This window comes from Neorhizobium sp. IRS_2294 (assembly GCF_050500145.1).
In the GTDB taxonomy this organism is placed as follows: Bacteria; Pseudomonadota; Alphaproteobacteria; order Rhizobiales; family Rhizobiaceae; genus Neorhizobium; species Neorhizobium soli.
Genome location: NZ_CP191440.1, coordinates 740,181 through 761,660 on the forward strand (window position 1 = coordinate 740,181; position 21,480 = coordinate 761,660).

Consider the following 21,480-nt stretch of genomic DNA (forward strand, 5'->3'; position numbering starts at 1 on the left):
TCACAGCTGCTTCAGGAATGAAATCAATGCGTCCTTGTCCGCCTGCGACAGATCCGAGCCGAAGGCATGTCCCGCATTGACGACGTAATCGGGGCACTTGCTGAGGGTCACGAGCCGATCGATCAGGCCGGTCTCGCGGACGACCGTCTCGGAATGGCTCCGCACCGCCGGGTCGGCCAGTTCCTGCGCGGAGCATTGCCCGCCCAGCTCTGCGAAGGCCGAAACCAGGCCGGGACCATTGGTGATCAGCCGCTTGTAAACGGGCCAGGCGTCTTCGTCATGATCCGGCAAAAGCTTGGTATTGACCAGCGCATTGACCGGAAATCCCGACGGGAAGGGCCCGAGTGCAATCGATCCGTCATCCTTGAACGCCCAGGGCGCAATGCGGCTGAGCAAGCCGCTAAAGGGGCGGATCTGATCCGGCACGAAGCCTTTTGGGATGATCAGGCAGGAAGGGGCGCTGGTACGATAGATATAGCCTGGCACGGCCTCTTCGGTCGCTTTGTCCATCCGCCGCGTTTCCGGTGAAAGCATCTGCCGGATCGACGTGTCGAAGGCCGAAAGCCGGTTTTCGATACAGGGCATGTAGGGGTCTTTGGGATCCGCAGCAGGGCAGGCGCTGGGAGATCGTGGGTAGTTTCCGTTGCCGGAGTTTGCCTGCGTACCAGACGTCCCAACAGGCCCGCTTTCCGTATCCTTGCCATAACGCGGATAGGAATAGGGGATCTCGTGCCCGACGGAATTGTTGAGGAGATAGGGCGCCGTCGACCAGAGGCTGATCAGCGAAGGCGGTCGCAAATAGCCGCGTCCGTTACCAGGTGATTGCATCGGCGTTGCTGCACCCGAAACCGGATGGTGCACCGTCACTTCCTTCGGTGCAGGCAGGGTTTTGTACGTCGACGAGGTGAAGTTATCCCAGATATCGCCGGCCAGGCCATTGGTGGCGATGGCACTGCACGCATTGGTGCGCACCAGATCGATCGGCACCCTTCGTTCATTTGACAGATAGTTGTCGACGAGAAAGTCCGGTTTCTCGGCCTGCGCACGCATCAATTGTTTGAACTGCGCCGATTGTGCCCATGCCCAGTAGCGGTCCCAGCATTCACGGTACTGCGGCCCCGCGCCGCCGCCCTCGCAGATCCCCTCGCCAACGCCGAATTCGGCCGGAGCCTTGGGTTGTTTGCTCGAATGGCACGCCGCGCAGTTTTCAGCGAAGACAGCACGACCACGGGCTACCTGCTGCTGATCCAGCGCGGCCAGCAGCTCCTTTCCGCCCGGCGCGTCCTTGAGGAGATCGGAGCGACCGGTGACGAGAAAAAAGATCGCCATGTCGGCCGTCATCGTCTCGGTCGCCTGCCAATAGACGGAGTTCTTCTGCGCATCCGGAACGCGGATTGGCGATATCTTCTGGCCACCCAGGAAGGGGCGGAAGTGCAGAAGCCACTCTTCGCTGAACAGCCCGATGTTCAAGTAAACACGGTTGAGCGCCCCAAGCGTGCCGACGGAGTCAGACCCATCCTTCAGCACCCGCATCGAAGCAGACTTGCCGTCCCGCTTGTTGAAGAAGGCATGCAGTGCCGCGGTCTGCGAGTAATCCTGAAACTGCTTGTTCGCCAGCTCGTCGCCGGTCAAATTTTCCCAGCCCGTACCGGATGCAACTCCAAGGCGCGCTACTGTCTCATAGACCGCATTCATCGTGCGAGGGTTGTTGATGTAATCGCTCGAAACGAGCGAGGTATCCAGCGACCCCGGCGGATTGGTGTGGAACAGCTGGAAAAGGAAATTGCCTTCGTTGGAGGTCGGCTTATCGTCCTCGCCGCGCGGTTGCGTGTTCCAGAAGAAGATCCGGTCCACCCAGAAGTACTGCGCTCCCGGGTTCGAGGTGATCTGCGAAAACTGCGGCCTTTCCACATCCGCCGGCGGCGTGATCGGGTTCGGTCCGACATGGCAGAACGCGCAGGACATGCCGACGCGGTACGGACGCACCAGATCCTTGTCGTTGTAGTAGGAAGGGTCGTTATAGTAGCGGTCGGGGTCCCACTTTTTCGAGGCCTTCAAGTCGAAATCCGGGTTGGGAAACAGGCGCAGCCCCATGACGCCGGTCGGTTCCCCGTAATAGGAGCCGACCGGCAGGGTCACCTCCCGGGCTTCAAACTCAACCGGTTTACCCCGCGCACCCACTTCCACGCCTGGGTATCGCCTGTCCGCGTCCGGATTGCCGCCGAACGGATCGGGAGGCGTGTCAGTCCGGCGCTGGTCGAGCCACAATCCGAAGTGTTTCGGGTCCGGTCCCGTCGCCTCATCGAAGCCCGGCTCATTGACGAGCCCGAGATACCGAAAGCGATTGTCGCGGCCATAGGCCTGGCTCGGATGCGAGGAAACCGTCTTCAGAAGATCAAATGCTCCGATCGTGTTGCGCGCGGCAAAATCCCAGAAGCGATCATTGCCGCCGGTCCAGACAATCCAGGCATTCTGACCGCGGATTGCCGCCTGTCGGATCGCCTCGGGGTCAAGCCCCGTCGCGCCTGCAATCTGGCGGATTTCCTGCGGGTACTCCCCTCCCTCAATCCCCTTGAGGAGACCCTTGTCCATCTCGGCGAAATAGGGCTCGGTTGCGGCTGGCAGACTGGAAACGTCGCGCCGCGCAAACTTGGCCTCGTCCTCGACCTTGCCGAACTGATCGGATGGCGGCTGGATGAGCGACCAGACGACGAAGCCGGCCACGAACAGAACGATCACCACCAAAGCGGCAGCGGTCGTGACCAGCCAGAAGAGGAAACGCTTCGCTTTCTTGGTCCAACCGTGCATGCGTCCCCCTCCCCGGTTTCAAAGTGTCTTCAGATAGGCGAGCAAATTGTCCTTTTCGGCCTGCGGCAGGTCCGTGCCCCAGAGATGGCCGCCATTGCCGTTGCCCGGCAGGCTCGTGTCATAGAGAAACCCGCCCGTTTCCGGTTGCTCGGCGCTGACGAAACCCCCGTTCACCGTGTCCACGAGATCGGAGCCGCGATAAAACTGCTTCGGCCTCTGTTCCGGAGATTTGAGGAGATCGGCAAGCGTCGGAACGCTGCCATTGTGGAGATATGGCCCGCGCAACCACAGGCCCGCCATATCGACGGCCACGTAGCCTTCCGCCTTCTGAAAATGCGTGAACCCCCACCGGTAGCCAGTCTCGTAATCGGCATATCGGGACTTCGCCGCGGGGCTCCACATGTCGATGCGATGCCGATCCGTTCCGAGTTCGACAATCGGGATCGGAGATCGGTAGCGCGCACCGTTCGTGTCATGGCAAACGGCACACTGCGCCTGGTAGATCCCCTGCCCCGCATCGACGGCGGAGGCGTCAACCCGAAGGGGATCGTTTGTCTCACGACTACTCTTGAACGGCGAAGGCGGCGGCCGCTGCACCGAGGTGAAGGCGATCATCCGGTCGAGGTTTTCCTGGGTCCGCAGAAAGGTTTTGGAACTCATGCCATCGCCGATGGCGCCCGATACCGCGGTTTCGCGCACATCCGTCTGCAACCCGTCCCAATGGAGCGAGAAGTTGCGAATGTTCGTCGGGGCAAGCTCGTCCAGGTTCCACAGCGGCATCATGTCGGAATTGCCGATCGTGCCGTCGTCCGGGAGCTCGAGGTTCTGGAATTTGACGGGGTTGAAAGGATCGATGCGGCCCGGGCCCCAGTCGGGTCGAGTGTCCTGCCAAGCGAACCGCCGCGCCTGATCCTGAAATGCCTTGCGCGTTGCCGGGATCAGAACGAAACGGTAGAGCAACCTCTCATAAAGCGGCATGTCGTAGATCGTGGTGATTTCCCGCATCACCCGGTCCGCGGTGAAGCGGGCATCGGCACCGACCTTGATCAGGAAGCGGATATAGGCCTGCGGGTCCACGCGCGTTCCGGCACCGGCAGAGACCAGCACGCGAGGCTCATCGGGTTTCAGCCGGTAGCTGCCCTGATGGCAGAAGGCACAGTTGGGCGAGACGCGATCGATGACACCCAGTGTCGTCACCGAAAAGCCGATCGGCACCTTGTCTCCGGCACGCCAGTACATGCCGAAGGCACCGTAGCCATCCTTGCCGTTCGGCACATGCTCCGGAAAGATCTGCGGCAGCACGCGCCAGATCCAGTAGGGCAGGCCCTGAACCTCTTCATTGCCGATCGAGCCGTGATTGAAAAGCCGGGCGAGATCCTCCGTACGAGGGGCGGCAACCGGGCGGAAAAGAAGAAGATAAACGGAAAGCGCACCCGCCACGACGACGACCAGCAGCGCCAGAAGCCCTTTCCAGAACAGCCGGGTTTTGCGCACACTCATGAGCGGCCCCCGTCGGCGAGTTCCTGTTCAAGGCGGCTGATGTTGAGGAGGCAGATCAGCGTCGGGATCGCCACCGAACCATCGAGAAGGACACCGGTGATATAGCCGATAGGCTGGTCGAACACCGTCACGGCAAGCAGGAAGAACACGACGCCGGCTGTGCGCGATGGAAAGACCTGCAGCCAGGCAAAGATCCGGTAGCGGTCGATATCGATCGACGCGGGAATATAGAAGATGGAGAGAATACCAAGCAGGAGGCCCGCGAACTGCGCCCAGATCACCTGGTTGACGACGATGCCGAACAGGGAAAGCAGCCATTCCGGGCAGAAGATCAGAGGCAGCACGAAACATAGGTTCAGGATCACGCCGATCCATACGACGATAGCGTGACGGGCCTTCCAGGTGCTGAGCGAGCGGGTCCTGATCATAGCGTCTTCATGTATTCGACGAGGGCATCCTTATCGGCTCCGGAAAGCTCCGTGCCATAAGCTTTGCCCTCGTGTCCGCGGTTGGAATTGCCGGTTTTTGAGGTGTCATAGAGAAACAGCTGATCTCCCGGTGCCGCATCGTCGGATCGATATCCGACCCGTGCCAGGTCGAGCACCTCGCTGCCGCGATACCACCGGGCCGGCCGCTGCGACGAGGGTTCGAGCAGATCCCGCAGCGTCGGTACGGACCCATTGTGCAGATAGGGCGAGCGGGCCCAGATCCCGTCGAGGGGATGGTTCGCATAGCCGTTGGTCTTGTGGAACCGCTTGAAACGCCACGGATAGCCCGCATAGAGCTGGTTCTGTGCGGCCGCAAAATCCGGTGTGTAGGAGGCCCAGCGGCCGCGATCCGTCGCGATATCGGCCAGTGCGACCGTCTGGCCGAGCCGCTTGAAATGATCGGTATTGTAGGAATAGGTTCCGCCTGTCTTCATGCCATGGCAACCGGCGCAGGTATCCGAGAACACCTCCCTGCCGCGCTCGGCAGCGTCGACATCTACCTTTGCCGGAAACTGTGGCGCGGGAAGATCCCACATCCATAGTTCGATGCGGCGGATCGACGATCGATCCACCGTTACCGGTGTCACACCTGCGCCGAGTGCTGCGCTCAGGTTGCGCTCGGCAACCGAATTGTTATTGCCGTCCCAGTGAAGGTTCATTCCCTCCCGCGGCCGTTGCTGCCAGATCGACGGATAATCGGAGCTTCCGTTCAGCGCTGCATCACTGATCGATGCAGCGTCCATCGGAAAGTTGAACTGCAGGCTTTTGTAGGGGTTGAATGTATCGACCCGCCCGGGCCCCCATTTCTCCTGCCGCGCAACAAATGTCAGCCGTTTGCCGAGATCTGCGAATGCCGCCTGGAGGCGCGGAAAGATGACATAGCGATACACCACCCGCTCGAACGCATTGAGATGACCGCCGACTTCTGGACTGTTGATCGCGGCGATCAGCCGGTCGGCGGTAAACCCGGGATCCGACCCGAGGTCGATGAAGAAGAGAATGAATTCCTGAAGCCGCAAATTGTTTGAAGGTGCACCGTAGACCAGATGCCGCTCCGTCTGGTTCGGAAGCGTGTAGGTTCCGACATGACAAACCGAGCAGTTCAGCCAGACGCGATCGACTCCGGACACGATACGCCTGGAGACGCCGATCGGCAGGTCGTCGCCCGGCTCCTCGTAAAGCATGCCGAAATGACCCCATCCGGCCGGGCCAAGCTTGTCAGCATACATCACCGGCAGCGCCTTGAAGACCCAATAGGGTGGCCCGGTCGATGCCTCGCTGCCAATCGAGCCGTAGAGGAAATGATCTTCCTGGTTTCGGAACGCGACGACATACTGGTTGACGAAAACGAGCCAGTAGACGATCGCTGCGAGCACAAGCACTGCGATCACCACGACGATTTTCCGCTTGCGCCCGAGGACGATCTCGACCGGGGTCAGCGGATCGTTGAGATCACTCATGGCTCCGCCTCCACCGCCTGAGGTGGTGTCGCCACAACGCTTCCCGGAAAGGCCGGCGGCGTAAACACCGACATGACCTCGTCGATCATGTGCTGATGCCGGGCCTCAAACGTTGCCCCAGGATACCGTTTTACCTCGTAGCAGCCGAGAGGGTTCTCGAGATCATTGAGAAGACACTTGTTGCAATAGGTGCACTCGCGGCCTTTTCCGGGCCATTCTGAGTCTTGAGGATCTTCGGCAAATCATTGTTGGCAATCAACGGTCTTGCCATGCTGACGGCATCGCAGGCGCCGCTGCGGATCGCCTCGCCGATCACATCGGCATGCTGAAAACCGCCCGTACAGAGAACCTTGACGCTGGGATCGATGCCCCGGACCGCTTCCGTGACAGCGCGGGCATAATCGAGGTTGATGCCTTCGATGACTTTCCCCCGCCGGAAACGCCACCAGGCGACAAATGCAGGTCCCAGGACCGGATTCGAAAAGATCGAATAGTTGAAACGCGCCCTTGTGCCTTGCGAAAGCATGCCGTCATACCAGCGTCGCAGGTCGTTCAGGGGCAGATCACCCGGCGGGTTGCGGGGGTGCGGAAAGGTCGACCCGCTGGAAATATGGAAGGCATCGACACCCTTGCCGCCATCCAGCAGGAGGGTACAGATCTTGACCGTCTCGTCGAGCGTATTGCCCTTCTTGATCCAGGGATAGAGCCAGTCGTTGTGATCGACCCCGTTGATCTTCATCTGCAGGTGAAAGTCCTGACCGACCTCGCGGCGAATGGCGCGAACGATCTCCAGCACGAACCGCGCCCGCCCTTCCCAGTCGCCGCCATATTCGTCGATGCGGTCATTGATGCCGCTGCTGAGAAACTGCGTGATGAGATAGCCGTTGGCGCCATGCAGCTCGACACCGTCGAGACCGGCCTCTTTGGCCCGGCGCGCGCCCTGGGCAAACTGCTCGACGACAGTGCGAATATCCTCCCTGCTCATCGCTTCGGCGAGCAGGCCGTGAAAGTAATCGCTTTTGTTCGTTGAGCTCAGTCCCCTTTTGTAGAGGTTTTCAGCACCGCCCATGTCCTGCTGGCGGCCCGAATGACTGAGCTGCATCAAGAACCGACAGTTGTGAGCGTGCACCCGGTCGCCGACCGCCCTCCAGAACGGAATTTTGTCGTCATTGTCGATCATCGCGTAGCGCACGAGGATTCGCCCACGCACGGAAACCGGCGTGAAAGACGAGATGATACAGCCGACCCCGCCGCGGGCGAATTTCTCCTCCCAATTCAGACGCGCAGAGCCGCCGTGACCGTTGTAATCGTCGAACTGCCCCGAGACATTCGATCGGAAAAGGCGGTTTTTTACCGTCAAAGAGCGGAATTTCAGCTCCTGGAAGATCTGTCTGGAATTGTCTTCGTGAGTGTACTGCTGATCGTCATGCATCATCGTTCGCCCGCTGAGTTAAGAGGACGCCAAATTCAAAGGTCAGAATTTTTGGATGCTATGCGTAAAATTCTTGTGACTGATGATCACGTTATTGCAATTTTATCGAGCTTGCAACGGGAATATGCAACCTCGAAACCGGCATTAATTCGCGAAGGTGAACTGTCGGGAGTGATCTTCTAACGACGGTTTTTCGAACGTGAGGCAAGCACGTTTCGGATGGAAAAGCTGGAATGGATCCGCAAAACCCCGGGAAGCGCCGACAGGATTTCCTTGTGGATGCGCTCGAACGCGCCGGCGTTTGCAACTTCCACCCGCAGGATATAATCCGAGCCGCCGGTCATCAGGAAGCATTCCTGAATTTCCGGATGTTTCCTCACAGCAGCTTCGAACCGGTTGAGATAATCCTCGGTCTGCCGCTCCAGCGTGATGTTGATGATCACGGCGATGGCGCTCTCGATCTGGCCATTGTCGATCAGCGCCGTATACCCGCGGATGACGCCGGCTTCTTCCAGGAGCTTGACGCGCCTGAGACACGCGGAGGCAGACAACCCGACTTCCGCGGCCAGTGCCGCATTGCTGATCCGCCCGTTCAGACGAAGGAGCCGGAGAAGGTTGCGGTCGATCGCATCTATCGCTTCCATGCATATTCTTTCAAAACACGACAGGATTCACCAAAATACTGATATTCGTTGCACATCCTGTCATCAAATAGCACCAAACTCACCGAATATTCAAATAATCTGCTCTCACAGGGAGGGCAGCAGCATGGATATTTCGTCCTCGTTTGGTGACGCCGAAGTACAGTTCGTTGCCGAGGGTGCATCGGGATACCTGACAATCGATCTGGGTGCCCTCCGGCGCAACTACGAGACGCTCGCCGACATGCTTCGACCGGCACACTGCGCAGCGGTCGTGAAGGCTGATGCCTATGGACTTGGTGCAACGGTCGTATCGAGAACGCTCGGCGATGCCGGATGCCGGGACTTTTTCGTGGCCCAGTTCGTCGAGGCCATCCGGCTCAAGGATACTCTCCCTGCCGATGCACGTCTCTATGTCTTGAACGGGTTGCAGCCGGGCAATGAGGAGCGTTGTGCGGCTGATGGCATCATCCCGGTCCTGAACTCTTTGCCTCAGTTGCGCCGCTGGTCTGAGCTCGCGCGGCAGTCTGGCCGGTCGCTGCCCGCAGCTCTGCAGGTCGACAGCGGCATGTCCCGTCTCGGTTTGTCGCCGGAAGAATGCAGCATCCTGTCCCGGGAAATGGACGAGCATGCCGGCTTGGAATTCCAGTTCGTCATGAGCCATCTCGCATGCGCCGACGAAGGCGCAAACCTTATGAACGGCGAGCAGCTGGCGGAATTTGAAAGACTTTCTCGTCTGTTTCCGGGAATTCGGATTTGCCTCGCCAATTCCGGCGGCATCTTTCTGGGTGGCGATTTCCACCACACGCTGGCGCGGCCCGGCATTGCGCTTTACGGCGGCAACCCGACCCCCGGCTCTCCAAACCCGATGGAGCCGGTCGTCAGACTCGATGTCGCCGTGGTTCAGACACGTACCGTGCCGACCGGAACCCGGATCGGCTATGGCGGATCGCATATTGCTGACCGAGAGATGCATCTGGCAACGATCGCAGCCGGATATGCGGACGGCCTGCCCCGTGCCCTCAGCGGCACGGGTGCGGTGTATCACGCTGGCGTACGACTGCCGATCGTCGGGCGGGTTTCCATGGACAGCATCATCATCGATGTCAGCGCGCTGCCAAAGGATACTTTGACACTCGGCAGTCTCGTCGAGGTGGTCGGGGAACACCAGACGCTGGAAGAGATTGCCGAGGCCGCCGGAACGATATCCTATGAGATACTCACGGGCCTAGGGCACCGTTACCAAAGACTATACCGCCAAGTTCAGCTGCAAGACGTCTAGGGGAATGCCATGAAAGTCATCGTACTCGGCGCCGGCGTCATCGGCACGACCACCGCCTATCAACTGGCCAAGGCCGGCCACGAGGTTGTCGTTGTTGATCGCCAGACAGGCCCTGCGCTCGAAACAAGTTTCGCCAATGCCGGCGAAGTCTCGTTCGGTTACTGCTCTCCATGGGCAGCGCCGGGCATACCCCGGAAGGCGCTCAAATGGATCTTCATGGAGCACGCGCCGCTGATCCTGCGCCCGAAGCTTGATCGCGCCATGCTGTCGTGGATGTTTAAGATGCTGTCGAACTGCACCTCGGAGCGCTACGCGATCAACAAAAGCCGGATGCTGCGACTTTCCGATTACAGCCGGATCTGCCTTGCAGATATCCGGGATGAAACCGGGATCGATTACGACGCGCGCATGCAGGGAACGCTGCAGCTGTTTCGCACGCAGCAGCAGCTCGACGCCTCTGCAAAGGACGTCAAGGCGCTCGCGGCCGATGGCATTCCCTACGAAGTGCTCGATCCCGAAGGCTGTATCCGCGTAGAACCGGCGCTCGCCCATGTGCGCGAAAAGATCGTCGGCGGACTTCTGACACCCAAGGACGAGACCGGCGACTGCTTCAAGTTCACTAATCTTCTCGCCGCCAAGGCCGAAGCGCTCGGCGTCCGGTTTGCCTATGGTACGACCATCAAACGGCTCGATGTCGAAGGCGGCAAGGTGAGGGGTGTCGTGACGGACCGCGAAACGCTACGTGGTGATGCGGTCGTGGTTGCTCTCGGCAGCTACTCGCCACTGGTCGTGAAAGACCACGGCATCGATCTGCCGGTCTATCCGGTCAAGGGATATTCGCTGACCATCCCGATCAAGGATGCCAGCCGCGCGCCGGAATCAACGATCATGGACGAGACCTACAAGATCGCCATCACGCGGCTGGGCGACCGCATCCGGGTGGGCGGCATGGCCGAAATTTCCGGCTATACGAACGATCTCGGTGCGCCGCGCAGGCGCACGCTCGAACATTCCGTGACCGACCTTTTCCCCGGCGGCGATATCACCAAGGCGTCGTTCTGGTCGGGCCTTCGTCCGATGACACCCGATGGAACGCCGGTGATCGGAGGAACCAAGATCAGTGGTCTCTACCTCAATACCGGGCACGGAACGCTGGGCTGGACGATGAGCTGCGGCTCGGCGCGGGTGATCAGCGATCTCGTCAGCGGCAAAACGCCCGACATCGATGCAACCGACCTTGCCTATGCGCGATACGCGCGTCGCTGATCGGCGTCGCCCGCAAACGCAGAGCCGCGAGCAAGTTCAGGAAAGGCGCTTGTCCGCGAATTCGCTTCTGACGATGCCGTGCCGCTGCAGCTTGTCGTAGAAGGTCTTGCGGGGAATGCCGAGCGCTGCAATCGTCTGCTGCACATCGCCATCACACGCCGTCAGCGTTTCACGAATGATCTCGGCTTCGTATCGCTCCAGCCGCTGGGGCAGCGAACCCGTTTCCGGATCGGCTGATTGCCGAGCGGGAGAGCTTGTCGGATCAAGCCCCAGAACCACACGCTCGGCAAAATGGGACAACTCGCGGACGTTGCCGGGCCAGTGATGGTCGCGCAGGTATTGGCCGATTGTTGGCGTGATCGAGGGCGCTTCCCGATTGAAGCGGGTTGCGGCACGGTCCGCGAAATAGCTGAATAACAGGGGAATATCGTCCCGCCGCTCCCGCAGGGGCGGAATGGCGATCGTGACGACGTTCAACCGGAAATAGAGGTCCTCCCGAAACGTCTCGCGCTGAGCCTGATCGCCCAGATCCACCTTGGACGCGGCGATGATCCGCAGATCCACGGGACGCACTTCGTTTGTCCCGAGCGGCATCACCTCGCGCATCTCCAGCACGCGCAGCATCTGCACCTGAGCAGACATAGGCATGCTTTCGATCTCATCGAGAAAAAGCGTGCCGCCGCTCGAGTGCTCGATGCGTCCGATGCGCTTTTTCTGCGCGCCGGTGAAGGCGCCCGGTTCGTGACCGAACAGCTCGCTTTCGATCACCTGCTGCGGCAAGGCGCCGCAATTGAGCGCCACGAAGTTCCCGGCGGCACGGCGGCTCCATCCATGCAGAAGACCGGCAACGATTTCCTTGCCGCTTCCGGTCTCGCCGGTGACAAGGACATCGATATCGGTATCGGCGATCTGGCGAAGCATGTTGCGTAGCCGCTGCATGACCGGTGTCTGGCCGATCAACGGGGATTCCTGGCTGGAACTCTGAGCTGCTGCGCGCAGCCGGCGGTTTTCCAGTGTCAGATGTCGCTTTTCAGCAGCGCGCCGGACGCATTGCACAAGCCTGTCCGTCGCAAACGGCTTGGCAAGGAAGTCGTAGACGCCGCTTTGGATGGCCTTCACAGCCATTGGAATATCGCCGTGACCGGTCATCAGAATGACCGGCAGCTCTTCGTCCAGACTGCGGAGGCGGTCGTAAAGTTCGAGACCATCGAGCCCCGGCATTCGAATGTCGGAGACGACGATGCCCGGGAAGTCCGCGGAAATTTTAGACAGGGCGTCCGTGGCCGAGGTGAACGCGATCGGCTCGAAACCGGCAAGCTCCAGCGTCTGGCCTGTGGCGCGCAGGAGATCGGCGTCGTCGTCTATCAGAATGACCGGCACCGCGCCCATGTCAGGCTCTGTCATGATCGTTTTCCTCATCAGCTCTCACGAGCGATATTGCAAAGCAGGTCCGACCATCGCGGCTCTCGACCTCGATGCGCCCGCCGTAATCGGTGACGATGTCTTTGGAGATGACGAGGCCGAGCCCCAGCCCTTTTTCCTTCGACGAGTTGAAGGGCTCGAACAGGGCCTCGAGAATCTGCGGCGCGATGCCGGGACCGTTGTCGCAGACATGCACCAGCACCCGATCGGAAGACACATCCGTCGTCACCTGGATCAGCGCATCCGGTCGGCCCTCAACAGCCTCCAGCGCATTCTGGAACAGATTGATAAACGCCTGTTCCAGCCGCAACCGGCTCCCCATCACGACCAGCCCTCTTGGCGGCGGCGTGATCTTCAGCGTATCCATTCGTCCGGTGAAGCGGCTGCGAACCAGCATGGTCGCACCGTCGAAGACTTCCTGCAGCAGGATCGGTTCCGGAGCCGGTCGACCTTTGCGCGCAAGTGCCTTCAGATCATCCGTAATCGCACCGATCCGTTCCGTGAGAGACGCGATGTGATCCAGATTTTCGACCGCAGTCTCGGCCCTGCCCCGTTCGAGCAGTACCTTGGAATTGTCCGCATAGGCGCGGATCGTCGCGACAGGCTGGTTGATCTCGTGGGCGACACCGGCTGCAACCTGGCCGAGGATGGCAAGCCTGTTGGCATGTACCAGATCCTGCTGGACGGACTGCAGCCGGCTTTCGGTCTGCTTGTGATCCATGATCTCCGCCTCCAGCCTGTCACGCGCCAGACTGAGGTCGATCGTGCGCGCCGCAACCCGATTTTCGAGATCTTCCCGCGCAAGCCTCTGCTGGGCAATCGCCATTTCGGTCACCTGCCGACGTCGCAGCAGGAACGCTGCCAGCGCCAATAGTGTCGTTACGACCAGGATCGCCATCAGCCGTGTTTCGCGAAGCGCATCCGACATCGCCTTGGAAATTGGCAGAAGATATTCGAAGCGCCAGGGGGTCGACGGGATCGGGGTCGTGATCTCCAGGAAGTCTTCTGCTCCCGCGCCTCCCGGAAGAATAGCCTGCAGCGTCCGCGCGTTGTCTCCGACCGGCTGCTGACGGATGAATGGCAGGGGAAGAAGCGGCGCATCGCCGAATTGCAGACTTTGGCGAATGGCGCCGAGATCGTCCGGATCCAGCGGCTGGGTCGTCATGAACCGCCAGGATGGGAGGCTGGTGATCAGTACGACGTTGCTGGAATCAACAACAAACGAAGGGCGCTGCGAGTTGCGCCAGTCCGCTTCCAGCTGATCGAACTCCATCTTTGCAACGACCACGCCGAGCGGCGCTTCGGCCGGACCGACGCGTTGCGAGATGTAGAGACCGGGCCGTTTGCTGACGCTGCCCAGTGCGAAATGTTCAGCCGCCCCCTCCTGCATCGCCCGCGTGAAATAGGCACGGAACGTATAGTCGTTGCCGACGAAGCTTGTTGGCTCCCGCCAATTGCTCGACGAGATCGCAATCCCGTCCGGGCCAACGACATAGATCACGCTGGCATTGGTCTTAACGACCAGGTCTTCGAGTTTGGCATCCAGTGCCTCTCTCTTCGCAATAGCCGCATCGGCGCTCAAGTTGACCAAAGCGTCGCGGACCTCGCGGTCACCGGCCAGAAGCAACGGTAGCGCCCGCGGTCGCTCGAGCACGGCCTGCAGAAGAGCAACCTTCAGGTCCGCATCCGTTCGAGCCTGCGCTTCCAGTCGCGTTAACGCTGATGCACGGCCGTAGCGCTCGACCGCAAACCCTGCGGCGACCACGATGCTGATCGCAGCGACGCCAAACACGATCCAGGCCAGCCGAAATTTCCGAACCAGGTGCTCAGCAGGCTGAGGATCGTTTGTGTAGGACATCGCCCCTATGAGCATAATTTCGCACAAACATCAAGGACGAGTGCGGTACTCCGCACAAATCGTTTTGCGTGACACCGGGTTAAGATAGCGCCGTCAAGTTAATTCAATAACTTAGTCGATAGGTGCGGATCTGGCACGTCCCTTGCTCGCCTCAAGTTCGATTCTAAGAACATGCCCCGGGTGGGAACCTTGAGCGGGGCGACTGGAGGACTTTATGGATATCTCGACACCCGCAGCCGGCAAGCCGGCGGCACTGCCATTCTATCGCCACCTGTATTTCCAGGTTATCGTCGCGATCATCGCGGGCATGCTGATCGGCCACTTCTGGCCTGAATTCGGCGCCAGCCTGAAGCCGCTTGGCGACGCCTTCATCCGGCTGGTCAAGATGATCATCGCTCCCGTGATCTTCCTCACTGTGGCAACCGGCATCGCCGGCATGTCGGACCTGAAGAAGGTTGGCCGGGTCGCCGGCAAGGCGATGCTCTACTTCCTGACCTTCTCGACGCTCGCACTGATCGTCGGCCTGATTGTCGGCAACCTGCTGCACCCAGGTGCCGGAATGAACATCGATCCGTCCACGCTGGACGGCAAGGCCGTGGCGACCTACGCAACCAAGGCGCATGAGACGACGATCACCGGCTTCCTGATGAACATCATCCCGGAAACCATCGTTGGCGCGTTTGCCCAGGGTGACATTCTTCAGGTCCTGTTCTTCTCGGTCCTGTTCGGTATCTCGCTCGGCATGGTCGGCGAAAAGGGCAAGCCGGTCACCGACTTCCTGATCTCGCTCACCGCTCCGATCTTCCGCCTTGTTGCGATCCTGATGAAGGCCGCTCCGATCGGCGCCTTCGGCGCGATGGCATTTACCATCGGCAAATACGGCATCGGCTCGGTCGCCAACCTCGCCTACCTGATCCTGACATTTTACATCACCGCACTTCTGTTCGTGATCGTGGTGCTGGGCGCCGTGGCGAAGTATAACGGCTTCTCGATCTTCTCGCTGATCCGCTACATCAAAGAGGAACTGCTGCTCGTTCTCGGCACCTCGTCGTCGGAAGCAGCCCTTCCCGGCCTGATGCAGAAGATGGAGCGTGCGGGCTGCAAGCGCTCGGTTGTCGGCCTGGTCATCCCGACCGGTTATTCGTTCAACCTCGACGGCACCAACATTTACATGACGCTGGCAGCACTCTTCATCGCCCAGGCGACGGGAATCGACCTGTCGCTCGGTGATCAGATCCTGCTTTTGCTTGTGGCCATGCTGAGTTCCAAGGGTGCCGCCGGCATCACCGGTGCAGGCTTCATCACGCTGGCTGCAACGCTATCGGTTGTTCCCTCTGTCCCGGTCGCCGGCATGGCGCTCATCCTCGGCATCGACCGCTTTATGTCGGAGTGCCGCGCCCTGACCAACCTCGTCGGCAACGCGGTTGCGACCATTGTCGTCGCACGCTGGGAAAACGAGCTGGACAAGGACATGCTGGACAAGGCGATGGCCGGTGAGCTGACCGGCGATCCGGTAGCCCCGGTCCTGCAGCCGGCGGAATAAGATACGCTCCCAAGCGTCAAAAGGGCGGTACCTTTCTAAGGTGCCGCCCTTTTGATATGTGGCCTAACCCAGGAGCGCTGCTGCCTCCCGTAGAGCCACGCCGCTGATACCGGTCTGCAGCATCGCCTTGACCAGAGCCGTGATCGCATCGGCCGCGCTGGCAATCGACATCCCGCCGTCGCGGATGTTCGATATGCAGTTGCGTCGGGAATCGGGCGTGCCTGACCTCGGTTCGTAGGTGACATAGGCGCCGAGACTGTCGGCTGCCGAAAGCCCCGGTCGCTCTCCGATGAGAATGATCGACAGCTTGGCCCCCAGCGCCTCGCCGACCGCGTCGGCCAGCGCAACCCGCGCATTTTCAGCCAGAACGATCGGCGCCAGGGAAAGATTCAATTCCTTCAAGCGTGTTTGAAGCGCTTCGATCAGCGGCGTTGCGTTGATTTCCACCGCATTGGACGACAATCCATCGGCGACAACGATGACCACATCGAAAATGTCGCCGCTTTCGGGTCTCACCGAACGAAGCAAATCGACAGACGGTCCGGAAAGTTGCCGGCCAAGATCCGGGCGACGGACGTATGTTCCGCGATCTTCCGCAAGGCTTGCGACCTCGATTGCGCCAAGGCCCATCGACTTCAGACGCTGCGAAAGGCCATGGCGATCCATCCCGCTCCACACCGCCTCGCGAGCCCGTGCGTGATCCATCAGGAACGCGAGTTGCACCTTTGTCGGCTGACCGGCGCCGAAGCGTCCGAGCGATACCCGGGCCGCGGTCATCGACCTGAGATCGAGGCTGCGCTTTTCGGTGTCTTCCACCGGGACAGGCTGATCGCGATCCGTCATGCCGAGGCTCCAAGAAGAGCAAGCTCGGACAGGTGCCGGGTCAGCCGCACCGGATCGTCCTTCAAATAGCCTGCCGGATCGGTGAGCCCCATCTCGTTCAACCATGCTTCGAATTCCGGTGCAGGCGGGCGTTTTAAGGTCTCGCGGCAGTAAACGGCGTCGTGGTGCGACAGAGACTGGTAATTGAGCATGATATCGTCAGCGCCTGGCACGGTGATGACGAAGTTGACGTTGGCGGCACAGAGAAGCGTCAGGAGCGTATCCATGTCCTCCTGATCGGCATCCGCATGGTTTGTGTAGCAGACGTCAACCCCCATCGGCAGACCCATGAGCTTGCCGCAGAAGTGGTCCTCCAACCCGGCGCGGATGATCTGCTTGCCGTTGAAGAGATATTCGGGGCCGATAAAGCCGACGACCGTGTTGACAAGAAGCGGATCGAACGCCCGAGCAACCGCATAGGCGCGCACTTCCATCGTCTGCTGATCCACACCGAAATGCGCATCGGCGGAAAGCGCCGCACCCTGTCCGGTTTCGAAATACATCAGGTTCGCATCGACAGGGCCGCGTTTGAGAGCCCGCGCCGCGTCATGGGCTTCCTTTAGGATCGCCAGATTGACACCGAAACCTTCGTTTGCCTTTTGCGAGCCGGCGATCGACTGGAATACCAGATCGACAGGAGCCTGTTGCTCGATTGCCCGGATGGCCGTCGTGACATGGCCGAGGCAGCAGGTCTGGGTAGGGATCGACAGACGGGAGCGCAACTCATCCAGCAGGGAGACGATCCGGACGTAATCCTCGATGCTATCGGTTGCGGGATTGACGCCGATCACCGCATCGCCCGACCCCATCAGTAAACCGTCGACGGCGGACGCTGCGATGCCGCGCGAGTCATCCGTTGGATGATTGGGCTGGTTGCGGGTCGAAAGCCGGCCCGAAAGACCGATCGTCGAGCGAAAGCGTGTCACGACCTCGCGTTTGGCCGCAACCGAGATCAGGTCCTGAACACGCATGATCTTGGAGACCGCTGCCACCATTTCAGGCGTCAGACCGAAAGTGATTGCCTCCAGCTGACGCTGCCCCGTCTCGGGCTTCAACAGCCATTCGCGGAACTCGCCGACCGTCAGCGACGAGATCGGTGCGAAGGCCGAAAGGTCGTGCTGGTCGGCGATCAGTTGCGAGACCTCGTCGGTTTCGGACGCGATCAGCTCCTCCGCGAGGAATGCCTTAAGTGGCAGGTCTGCGAGTGTTATCTGCGCCGCAAGCCGCTCCACCGGACCCTCTGCCGCCACCCCCGCAAGCTGGTCACCAGACCGCTCGGGCGTCGCCTTGGCCAAGAGATCCTTTAGATCTTGGAAACGAAAGACCGTCTGCTCGATCGTGGTCTGGTAGGGCATCAGGCGATTTACCGGCTCAGAGGAACATCACGTCCATCATCACGCCAGGCTCCGACCGATGCAAGCGGCAAGCGTCATGAAATGAGATCAGCGAGCGCTTTGTGGCCGGCAAGCGCTGTTTCCAGTTCCGGAATCGTGTGATTGCCTTCCCGGAACAGGTTGATCATGACCGCAGCCGCGATACTGACGTCCGGATCGCTCCTCTCGAGATGATACTTCGCTCGCCAATTCTCGAGTACGATATCGAGGACTTCAAGTTCCGTGGGGCCGAAGGTCTTTTCCATAAATGCGGGCATGACAAACTCAAACTTCTCAGTGACGGCCATCATTTGGTCGATGCGATGCAAGCTTCAAGAGGCGGGTCATCACTTTCTTACAAATGAGATAAGTTCCAGGCCCGTGCGGAAAAACCTCTGCAACCGCAAGAAGTTAGTTGCAACGCACAATCCTCGCGGTCACGAGCAAAGCACCATCGACAGCGCCGACAGCCCTTTCACTCGTTGCTGCAATGCACAGATCTGACTGTCACGACTTTCAGGGACACAACCTCAGTCAAGATCGCAACTGAAACGAAGCAAGACGCAGAAAGTGCCATTGCGGCGACAACAAGCGTCGCAAGGTTGAGACAACTCGCCAGCTAGCACAGCACTTAGGGAAAGCATCATTAACGAGGTTGGCGAACGTCGGCGGATACAAGACGAACGAACCCACGCGCACGGCAGGAATGTCCCGCCATTGAGCGATGCGAGAGATGGAGGCGACGGACTTTGCCGTGTGGATACCAGTCACCGACGCACAGAAGCCCGGGCTCGATCACCCGGACTTCGATTGCAGCACCTTATAGGCAATGGGACCATGGTGAGACATGACGTCCTCATGCCCGCACCGAAGGTCAGCGTGGGAAGGAGGTTGCAACCGCCTCCACCAAAGCTTTTTATTCGACGGGAACAGCCGCCCCGTCGTCAGGCCTGCGGTAAAATGTCCTGAGCGTGCGTTCATCCTTGCTGGTGACCTGAAGCCAGGCACCCGGAATCTCCGTCAGTTCACGCAGAACGATCGAATGCTCGATGCCGAACAGCCGCGAAAAGCTGCGGCTGTCCTTGGCAACATCGAGATCGAGGGCAATGATCATCCCCGCCTGAATGCCGCTGAGGCGGGGATCCTGCTGTTGCAGCCTGGCAGTGAGCGCCATAAACCGGTCTGGATCCGGCGGGTTTCCCGTCACGCCGCCTCGCGACGGCGAACGGAGACCATCACCGATTTGGATGTGGGCGTATCGCTCTCTTCGCCCGCGCTTCCGATCGGTACGAGAACATTCAGTTCGGGATAATAGCCGGCGATGCTGCCCCGCGGAATGTCGTAGGGAACAAGGCGGAAATCAGATGCAACGCGGGCGATGCCATCAGTGTACTCGCAGACGACGTCGACGCGTTCCCCAGCCTTTGCGGACAGCGCCTTCACGTCCTCGGGGTGCATGAAGATGACCTGTCTTTCGCCGTAAACGCCACGATAGCGATCGTCGAGACCGTAGACCGTCGTGTTGTACTGGTCATGCGAGCGGAACGTCTGCAGCGCAAAGTGATCGTGCCGCTTGAGGGCGGCCTGATTGACGGTCTCGGACGGCAGGGCGATGTCGGAGAAGGATGCCTTGCCCGTCGGCGTGACCCACTCACGATGGGCAGCCGTGTTGCGCAGGTGGAAGCCTCGCGGCTTGCGCAGACGCGCGTTGAAATCCTCAAAGCCCGGAATGGTCGCCTCGATATGCTTGCGGATCAGGTCGTAATCGTCGGCCAGAGCCGCCCAGTTGATCATGTCCGAGCCGACGGTGGACGCGGCCATGCCGGCAACGATCGCGACTTCTGAGAGAAGATGCGGCGAGGCAGGCCTGTTGATGCCGGCCGAGCCATGCACCATGCTCATCGAATCCTCGACGCTGACGAGCTGCGAATTGCCGGCAGAGTTAAGATCGATCTCGGTGCGGCCAAGGCAGGGCAGGATGAACGAGACATCGCCCGGCATCAGATGCGAATGGTTGGGCTTGGTTGCGACATGCACGGTGAGTTTGAGCTTGCGAAGCGCCTGCTCGACCAATGCGCTATCGGGCGTGGCGCGGGCAAAATTGCCGCCGAGCCCAATGAACGCCTGCGCGGAACCATCCAGCATCGCGCCGATTGCGGCGATCACGTTATGACCGTTGGCGCGCGGCACCGCGAACCCGAATTCTTTCTCGAGCGCGTCGAGGAAGGCAGCCGGAGGCTTTTCGTTGATACCGACCGTCCGATCGCCCTGAACATTGGAATGACCGCGCACAGGGCACAGTCCGGCTCCCGGCTTGCCGACATTGCCGCGCAGGAACATGAAGTTCGAGATTTCGCGAATGGTCGCGACCGAGTGCAGATGCTGGGTGATACCCATGGCCCAGGTGCAGATAACGCGCTCTGCCTGCATGTAGACGTCTGCAGCGCGTTCGATCGCTTCGCGGGTCAGGCCAGACTGCGAGATGATCTCATCCCAGCTGGTTGCCTCGACCGCGGCCAGATAGGCGTCGAAGCCTTCGCAGTGTTCGGCGATAAACGCGTGATCGAGCACGGACGGACGGCCGGCTGCAACAGCTGCTGCTTCCGCGGCCAGAACCGCTTTCGACATCCCACGCACGGCGGCCATGTCGCCGCCCAGTTGCGGCTGAAGATAGTCGCTGGCGATATCGGTCGCGCCGCCACGCAGCATCTGCAGCTTGTCCTGCGGGTCCGAGAACCGCTCCAGACCGCGCTCCTTGACCGGGTTGAAGACGACGATCTGGGCACCGCGGACCGCGGCGCGCCGCAGGTCGCCCAGCATGCGCGGATGGTTGGTACCCGGGTTCTGGCCAATCACGAAGATCGCGTCGGCCTTCTCGAAATCCTCGAGCAGAACCGTTCCCTTGCCGACGCCGATCGACTGGCGAAGAGCCACGCCGCTCGCCTCATGGCACATGTTGGAACAGTCGGGGAAATTGTTGGTGCCGTAGGCGCGCACGAACAGCTGGTAGAGAAATGCCGCTTCGTTGCTGGCGCGGCCGGACGTGTAGAATTCAGCGCGGTCTGGGCTGTCGAATCCCTTGAGGATGTCGCCGATCTCGGCGAACGCGTCCTGCCATGTGACGGGGAGATAGCGATCGCTTGCCGCGTCGTAACGCATCGGATGGGTGAGACGACCGTTGAGCTCAAGCTCATAGTCGGACTGACGGCGCAGCTCGGAAACGGTGTGTGCCGCGAAAAATGCCGGTGTGGCGCGCTTTTCGGTCGCCTCCCACGAGACGGCCTTCACGCCGTTCTCGCAAAATTCGAACGAGGAGCCATGCTCCGGATCGCCCCAGGCGCAGCCGGGACAGTCGAAACCGTCAGGCTGATTGGCCTTCAGCATTGCCCTTGCACCGGACAGCGGCGAGCCGCTGTTCAGCAGCTGCTTGCCGCAGCTTTTCAATGCGCCCCAGCCGCCTGCGGCCGACGATTTTTTACCGATAAATCCTGTATCCATGCTGCATCTATTTGTCGCGGGGACGAT

At 60.3% G+C, this 21,480-nt stretch carries 16 protein-coding genes; 3 read left to right on the plus strand and 13 right to left on the minus strand.

The genetic code is table 11. The annotated features are described in order from the left end of the window. From ACQY1K_RS20645 to ACQY1K_RS20670, 6 genes are all read right to left on the minus strand, one after another. Window positions 1–2,808: a c-type cytochrome gene (locus ACQY1K_RS20645; RefSeq protein ID WP_430259130.1), complete on the minus strand. Its 2,808-nt coding sequence runs from the start codon at window positions 2,806–2,808 to the stop codon at window positions 1–3. Between the two features lie 18 nt (window positions 2,809–2,826). Further along, the gene (locus ACQY1K_RS20650; protein WP_430259132.1) at window positions 2,827–4,308 is read right to left on the minus strand and encodes a cytochrome c; all 1,482 of its coding nucleotides are present in this window, start codon (window positions 4,306–4,308) and stop codon (window positions 2,827–2,829) included. Continuing rightward, a complete protein-coding gene (locus tag ACQY1K_RS20655; protein WP_062576508.1) occupies window positions 4,305–4,736 on the minus strand; it encodes a hypothetical protein in 432 nt (143 codons plus the stop codon). Before ACQY1K_RS20655 ends, ACQY1K_RS20650 begins: the two co-directional genes overlap by 4 nt. Beyond that, complete coding sequence (locus ACQY1K_RS20660; protein WP_430259134.1) at window positions 4,733–6,256, minus strand: cytochrome c; 1,524 nt, start codon at window positions 6,254–6,256, stop codon at window positions 4,733–4,735. Before ACQY1K_RS20660 ends, ACQY1K_RS20655 begins: the two co-directional genes overlap by 4 nt. A gap of 130 nt (window positions 6,257–6,386) precedes the next feature. Then, window positions 6,387–7,691, minus strand: a complete 1,305-nt coding sequence (locus tag ACQY1K_RS20665) for an NADH:flavin oxidoreductase (protein WP_430259136.1) — start codon at window positions 7,689–7,691, stop codon at window positions 6,387–6,389. 176 nt (window positions 7,692–7,867) lie between these two features. Then, entirely contained in the window at window positions 7,868–8,332 is a 465-nt protein-coding gene (locus ACQY1K_RS20670) for an Lrp/AsnC family transcriptional regulator (protein WP_062576513.1), read from the minus strand. Window positions 8,333–8,456: 124 nt separating this feature from the next. Here ACQY1K_RS20670 and alr point away from each other — a divergent pair, with 124 nt between their 5' ends. Both alr and ACQY1K_RS20680 read left to right on the plus strand, forming a co-directional pair. Further along, the gene (gene alr, locus ACQY1K_RS20675) at window positions 8,457–9,611 is read left to right on the plus strand and encodes an alanine racemase (protein ID WP_430259138.1); all 1,155 of its coding nucleotides are present in this window, start codon (window positions 8,457–8,459) and stop codon (window positions 9,609–9,611) included. A 9-nt stretch (window positions 9,612–9,620) separates the two neighbouring features. Then, a complete protein-coding gene (locus ACQY1K_RS20680; protein WP_430259140.1) occupies window positions 9,621–10,877 on the plus strand; it encodes a D-amino acid dehydrogenase in 1,257 nt (418 codons plus the stop codon). Between the two features lie 36 nt (window positions 10,878–10,913). On the opposite strand, the gene ACQY1K_RS20685 is transcribed toward ACQY1K_RS20680, so the two are convergent. Beyond that, window positions 10,914–12,281, minus strand: coding sequence for a sigma-54-dependent transcriptional regulator (locus ACQY1K_RS20685; protein WP_430259142.1), 1,368 nt, complete (start codon window positions 12,279–12,281; stop codon window positions 10,914–10,916). Continuing rightward, the gene (locus ACQY1K_RS20690; RefSeq protein ID WP_430259144.1) at window positions 12,268–14,157 is read right to left on the minus strand and encodes a sensor histidine kinase; all 1,890 of its coding nucleotides are present in this window, start codon (window positions 14,155–14,157) and stop codon (window positions 12,268–12,270) included. The genes ACQY1K_RS20685 and ACQY1K_RS20690 overlap by 14 nt, the downstream gene beginning before the upstream one ends. A gap of 214 nt (window positions 14,158–14,371) precedes the next feature. Here ACQY1K_RS20690 and ACQY1K_RS20695 point away from each other — a divergent pair, with 214 nt between their 5' ends. Then, window positions 14,372–15,700 (plus strand): dicarboxylate/amino acid:cation symporter, encoded by a 1,329-nt coding sequence (locus ACQY1K_RS20695; protein ID WP_062458822.1) that lies wholly within the window; start codon window positions 14,372–14,374, stop codon window positions 15,698–15,700. 63 nt (window positions 15,701–15,763) lie between these two features. On the opposite strand, the gene eutC is transcribed toward ACQY1K_RS20695, so the two are convergent. The 5 genes from eutC to ACQY1K_RS20720 form a co-directional block, all read right to left on the minus strand. Further along, window positions 15,764–16,543 (minus strand): ethanolamine ammonia-lyase subunit EutC, encoded by a 780-nt coding sequence (gene eutC / locus ACQY1K_RS20700; RefSeq protein ID WP_430259146.1) that lies wholly within the window; start codon window positions 16,541–16,543, stop codon window positions 15,764–15,766. Continuing rightward, window positions 16,540–17,937, minus strand: a complete 1,398-nt coding sequence (locus ACQY1K_RS20705; protein WP_430259148.1) for an ethanolamine ammonia-lyase subunit EutB — start codon at window positions 17,935–17,937, stop codon at window positions 16,540–16,542. Before ACQY1K_RS20705 ends, eutC begins: the two co-directional genes overlap by 4 nt. Window positions 17,938–18,011: 74 nt before the next feature. Then, a complete protein-coding gene (locus tag ACQY1K_RS20710; RefSeq protein WP_244631534.1) occupies window positions 18,012–18,266 on the minus strand; it encodes a hypothetical protein in 255 nt (84 codons plus the stop codon). Window positions 18,267–18,871: 605 nt separating this feature from the next. Further along, window positions 18,872–19,162 carry a hypothetical protein gene (locus ACQY1K_RS20715; RefSeq protein ID WP_342344800.1) on the minus strand — a complete coding sequence of 97 codons (291 nt, stop codon included), beginning with the start codon at window positions 19,160–19,162 and terminating at the stop codon, window positions 18,872–18,874. Beyond that, window positions 19,159–21,453 (minus strand): FdhF/YdeP family oxidoreductase, encoded by a 2,295-nt coding sequence (locus ACQY1K_RS20720; RefSeq protein ID WP_062458812.1) that lies wholly within the window; start codon window positions 21,451–21,453, stop codon window positions 19,159–19,161. The genes ACQY1K_RS20715 and ACQY1K_RS20720 overlap by 4 nt, the downstream gene beginning before the upstream one ends. Between the last annotated feature and the right edge of the window lie 27 nt (window positions 21,454–21,480).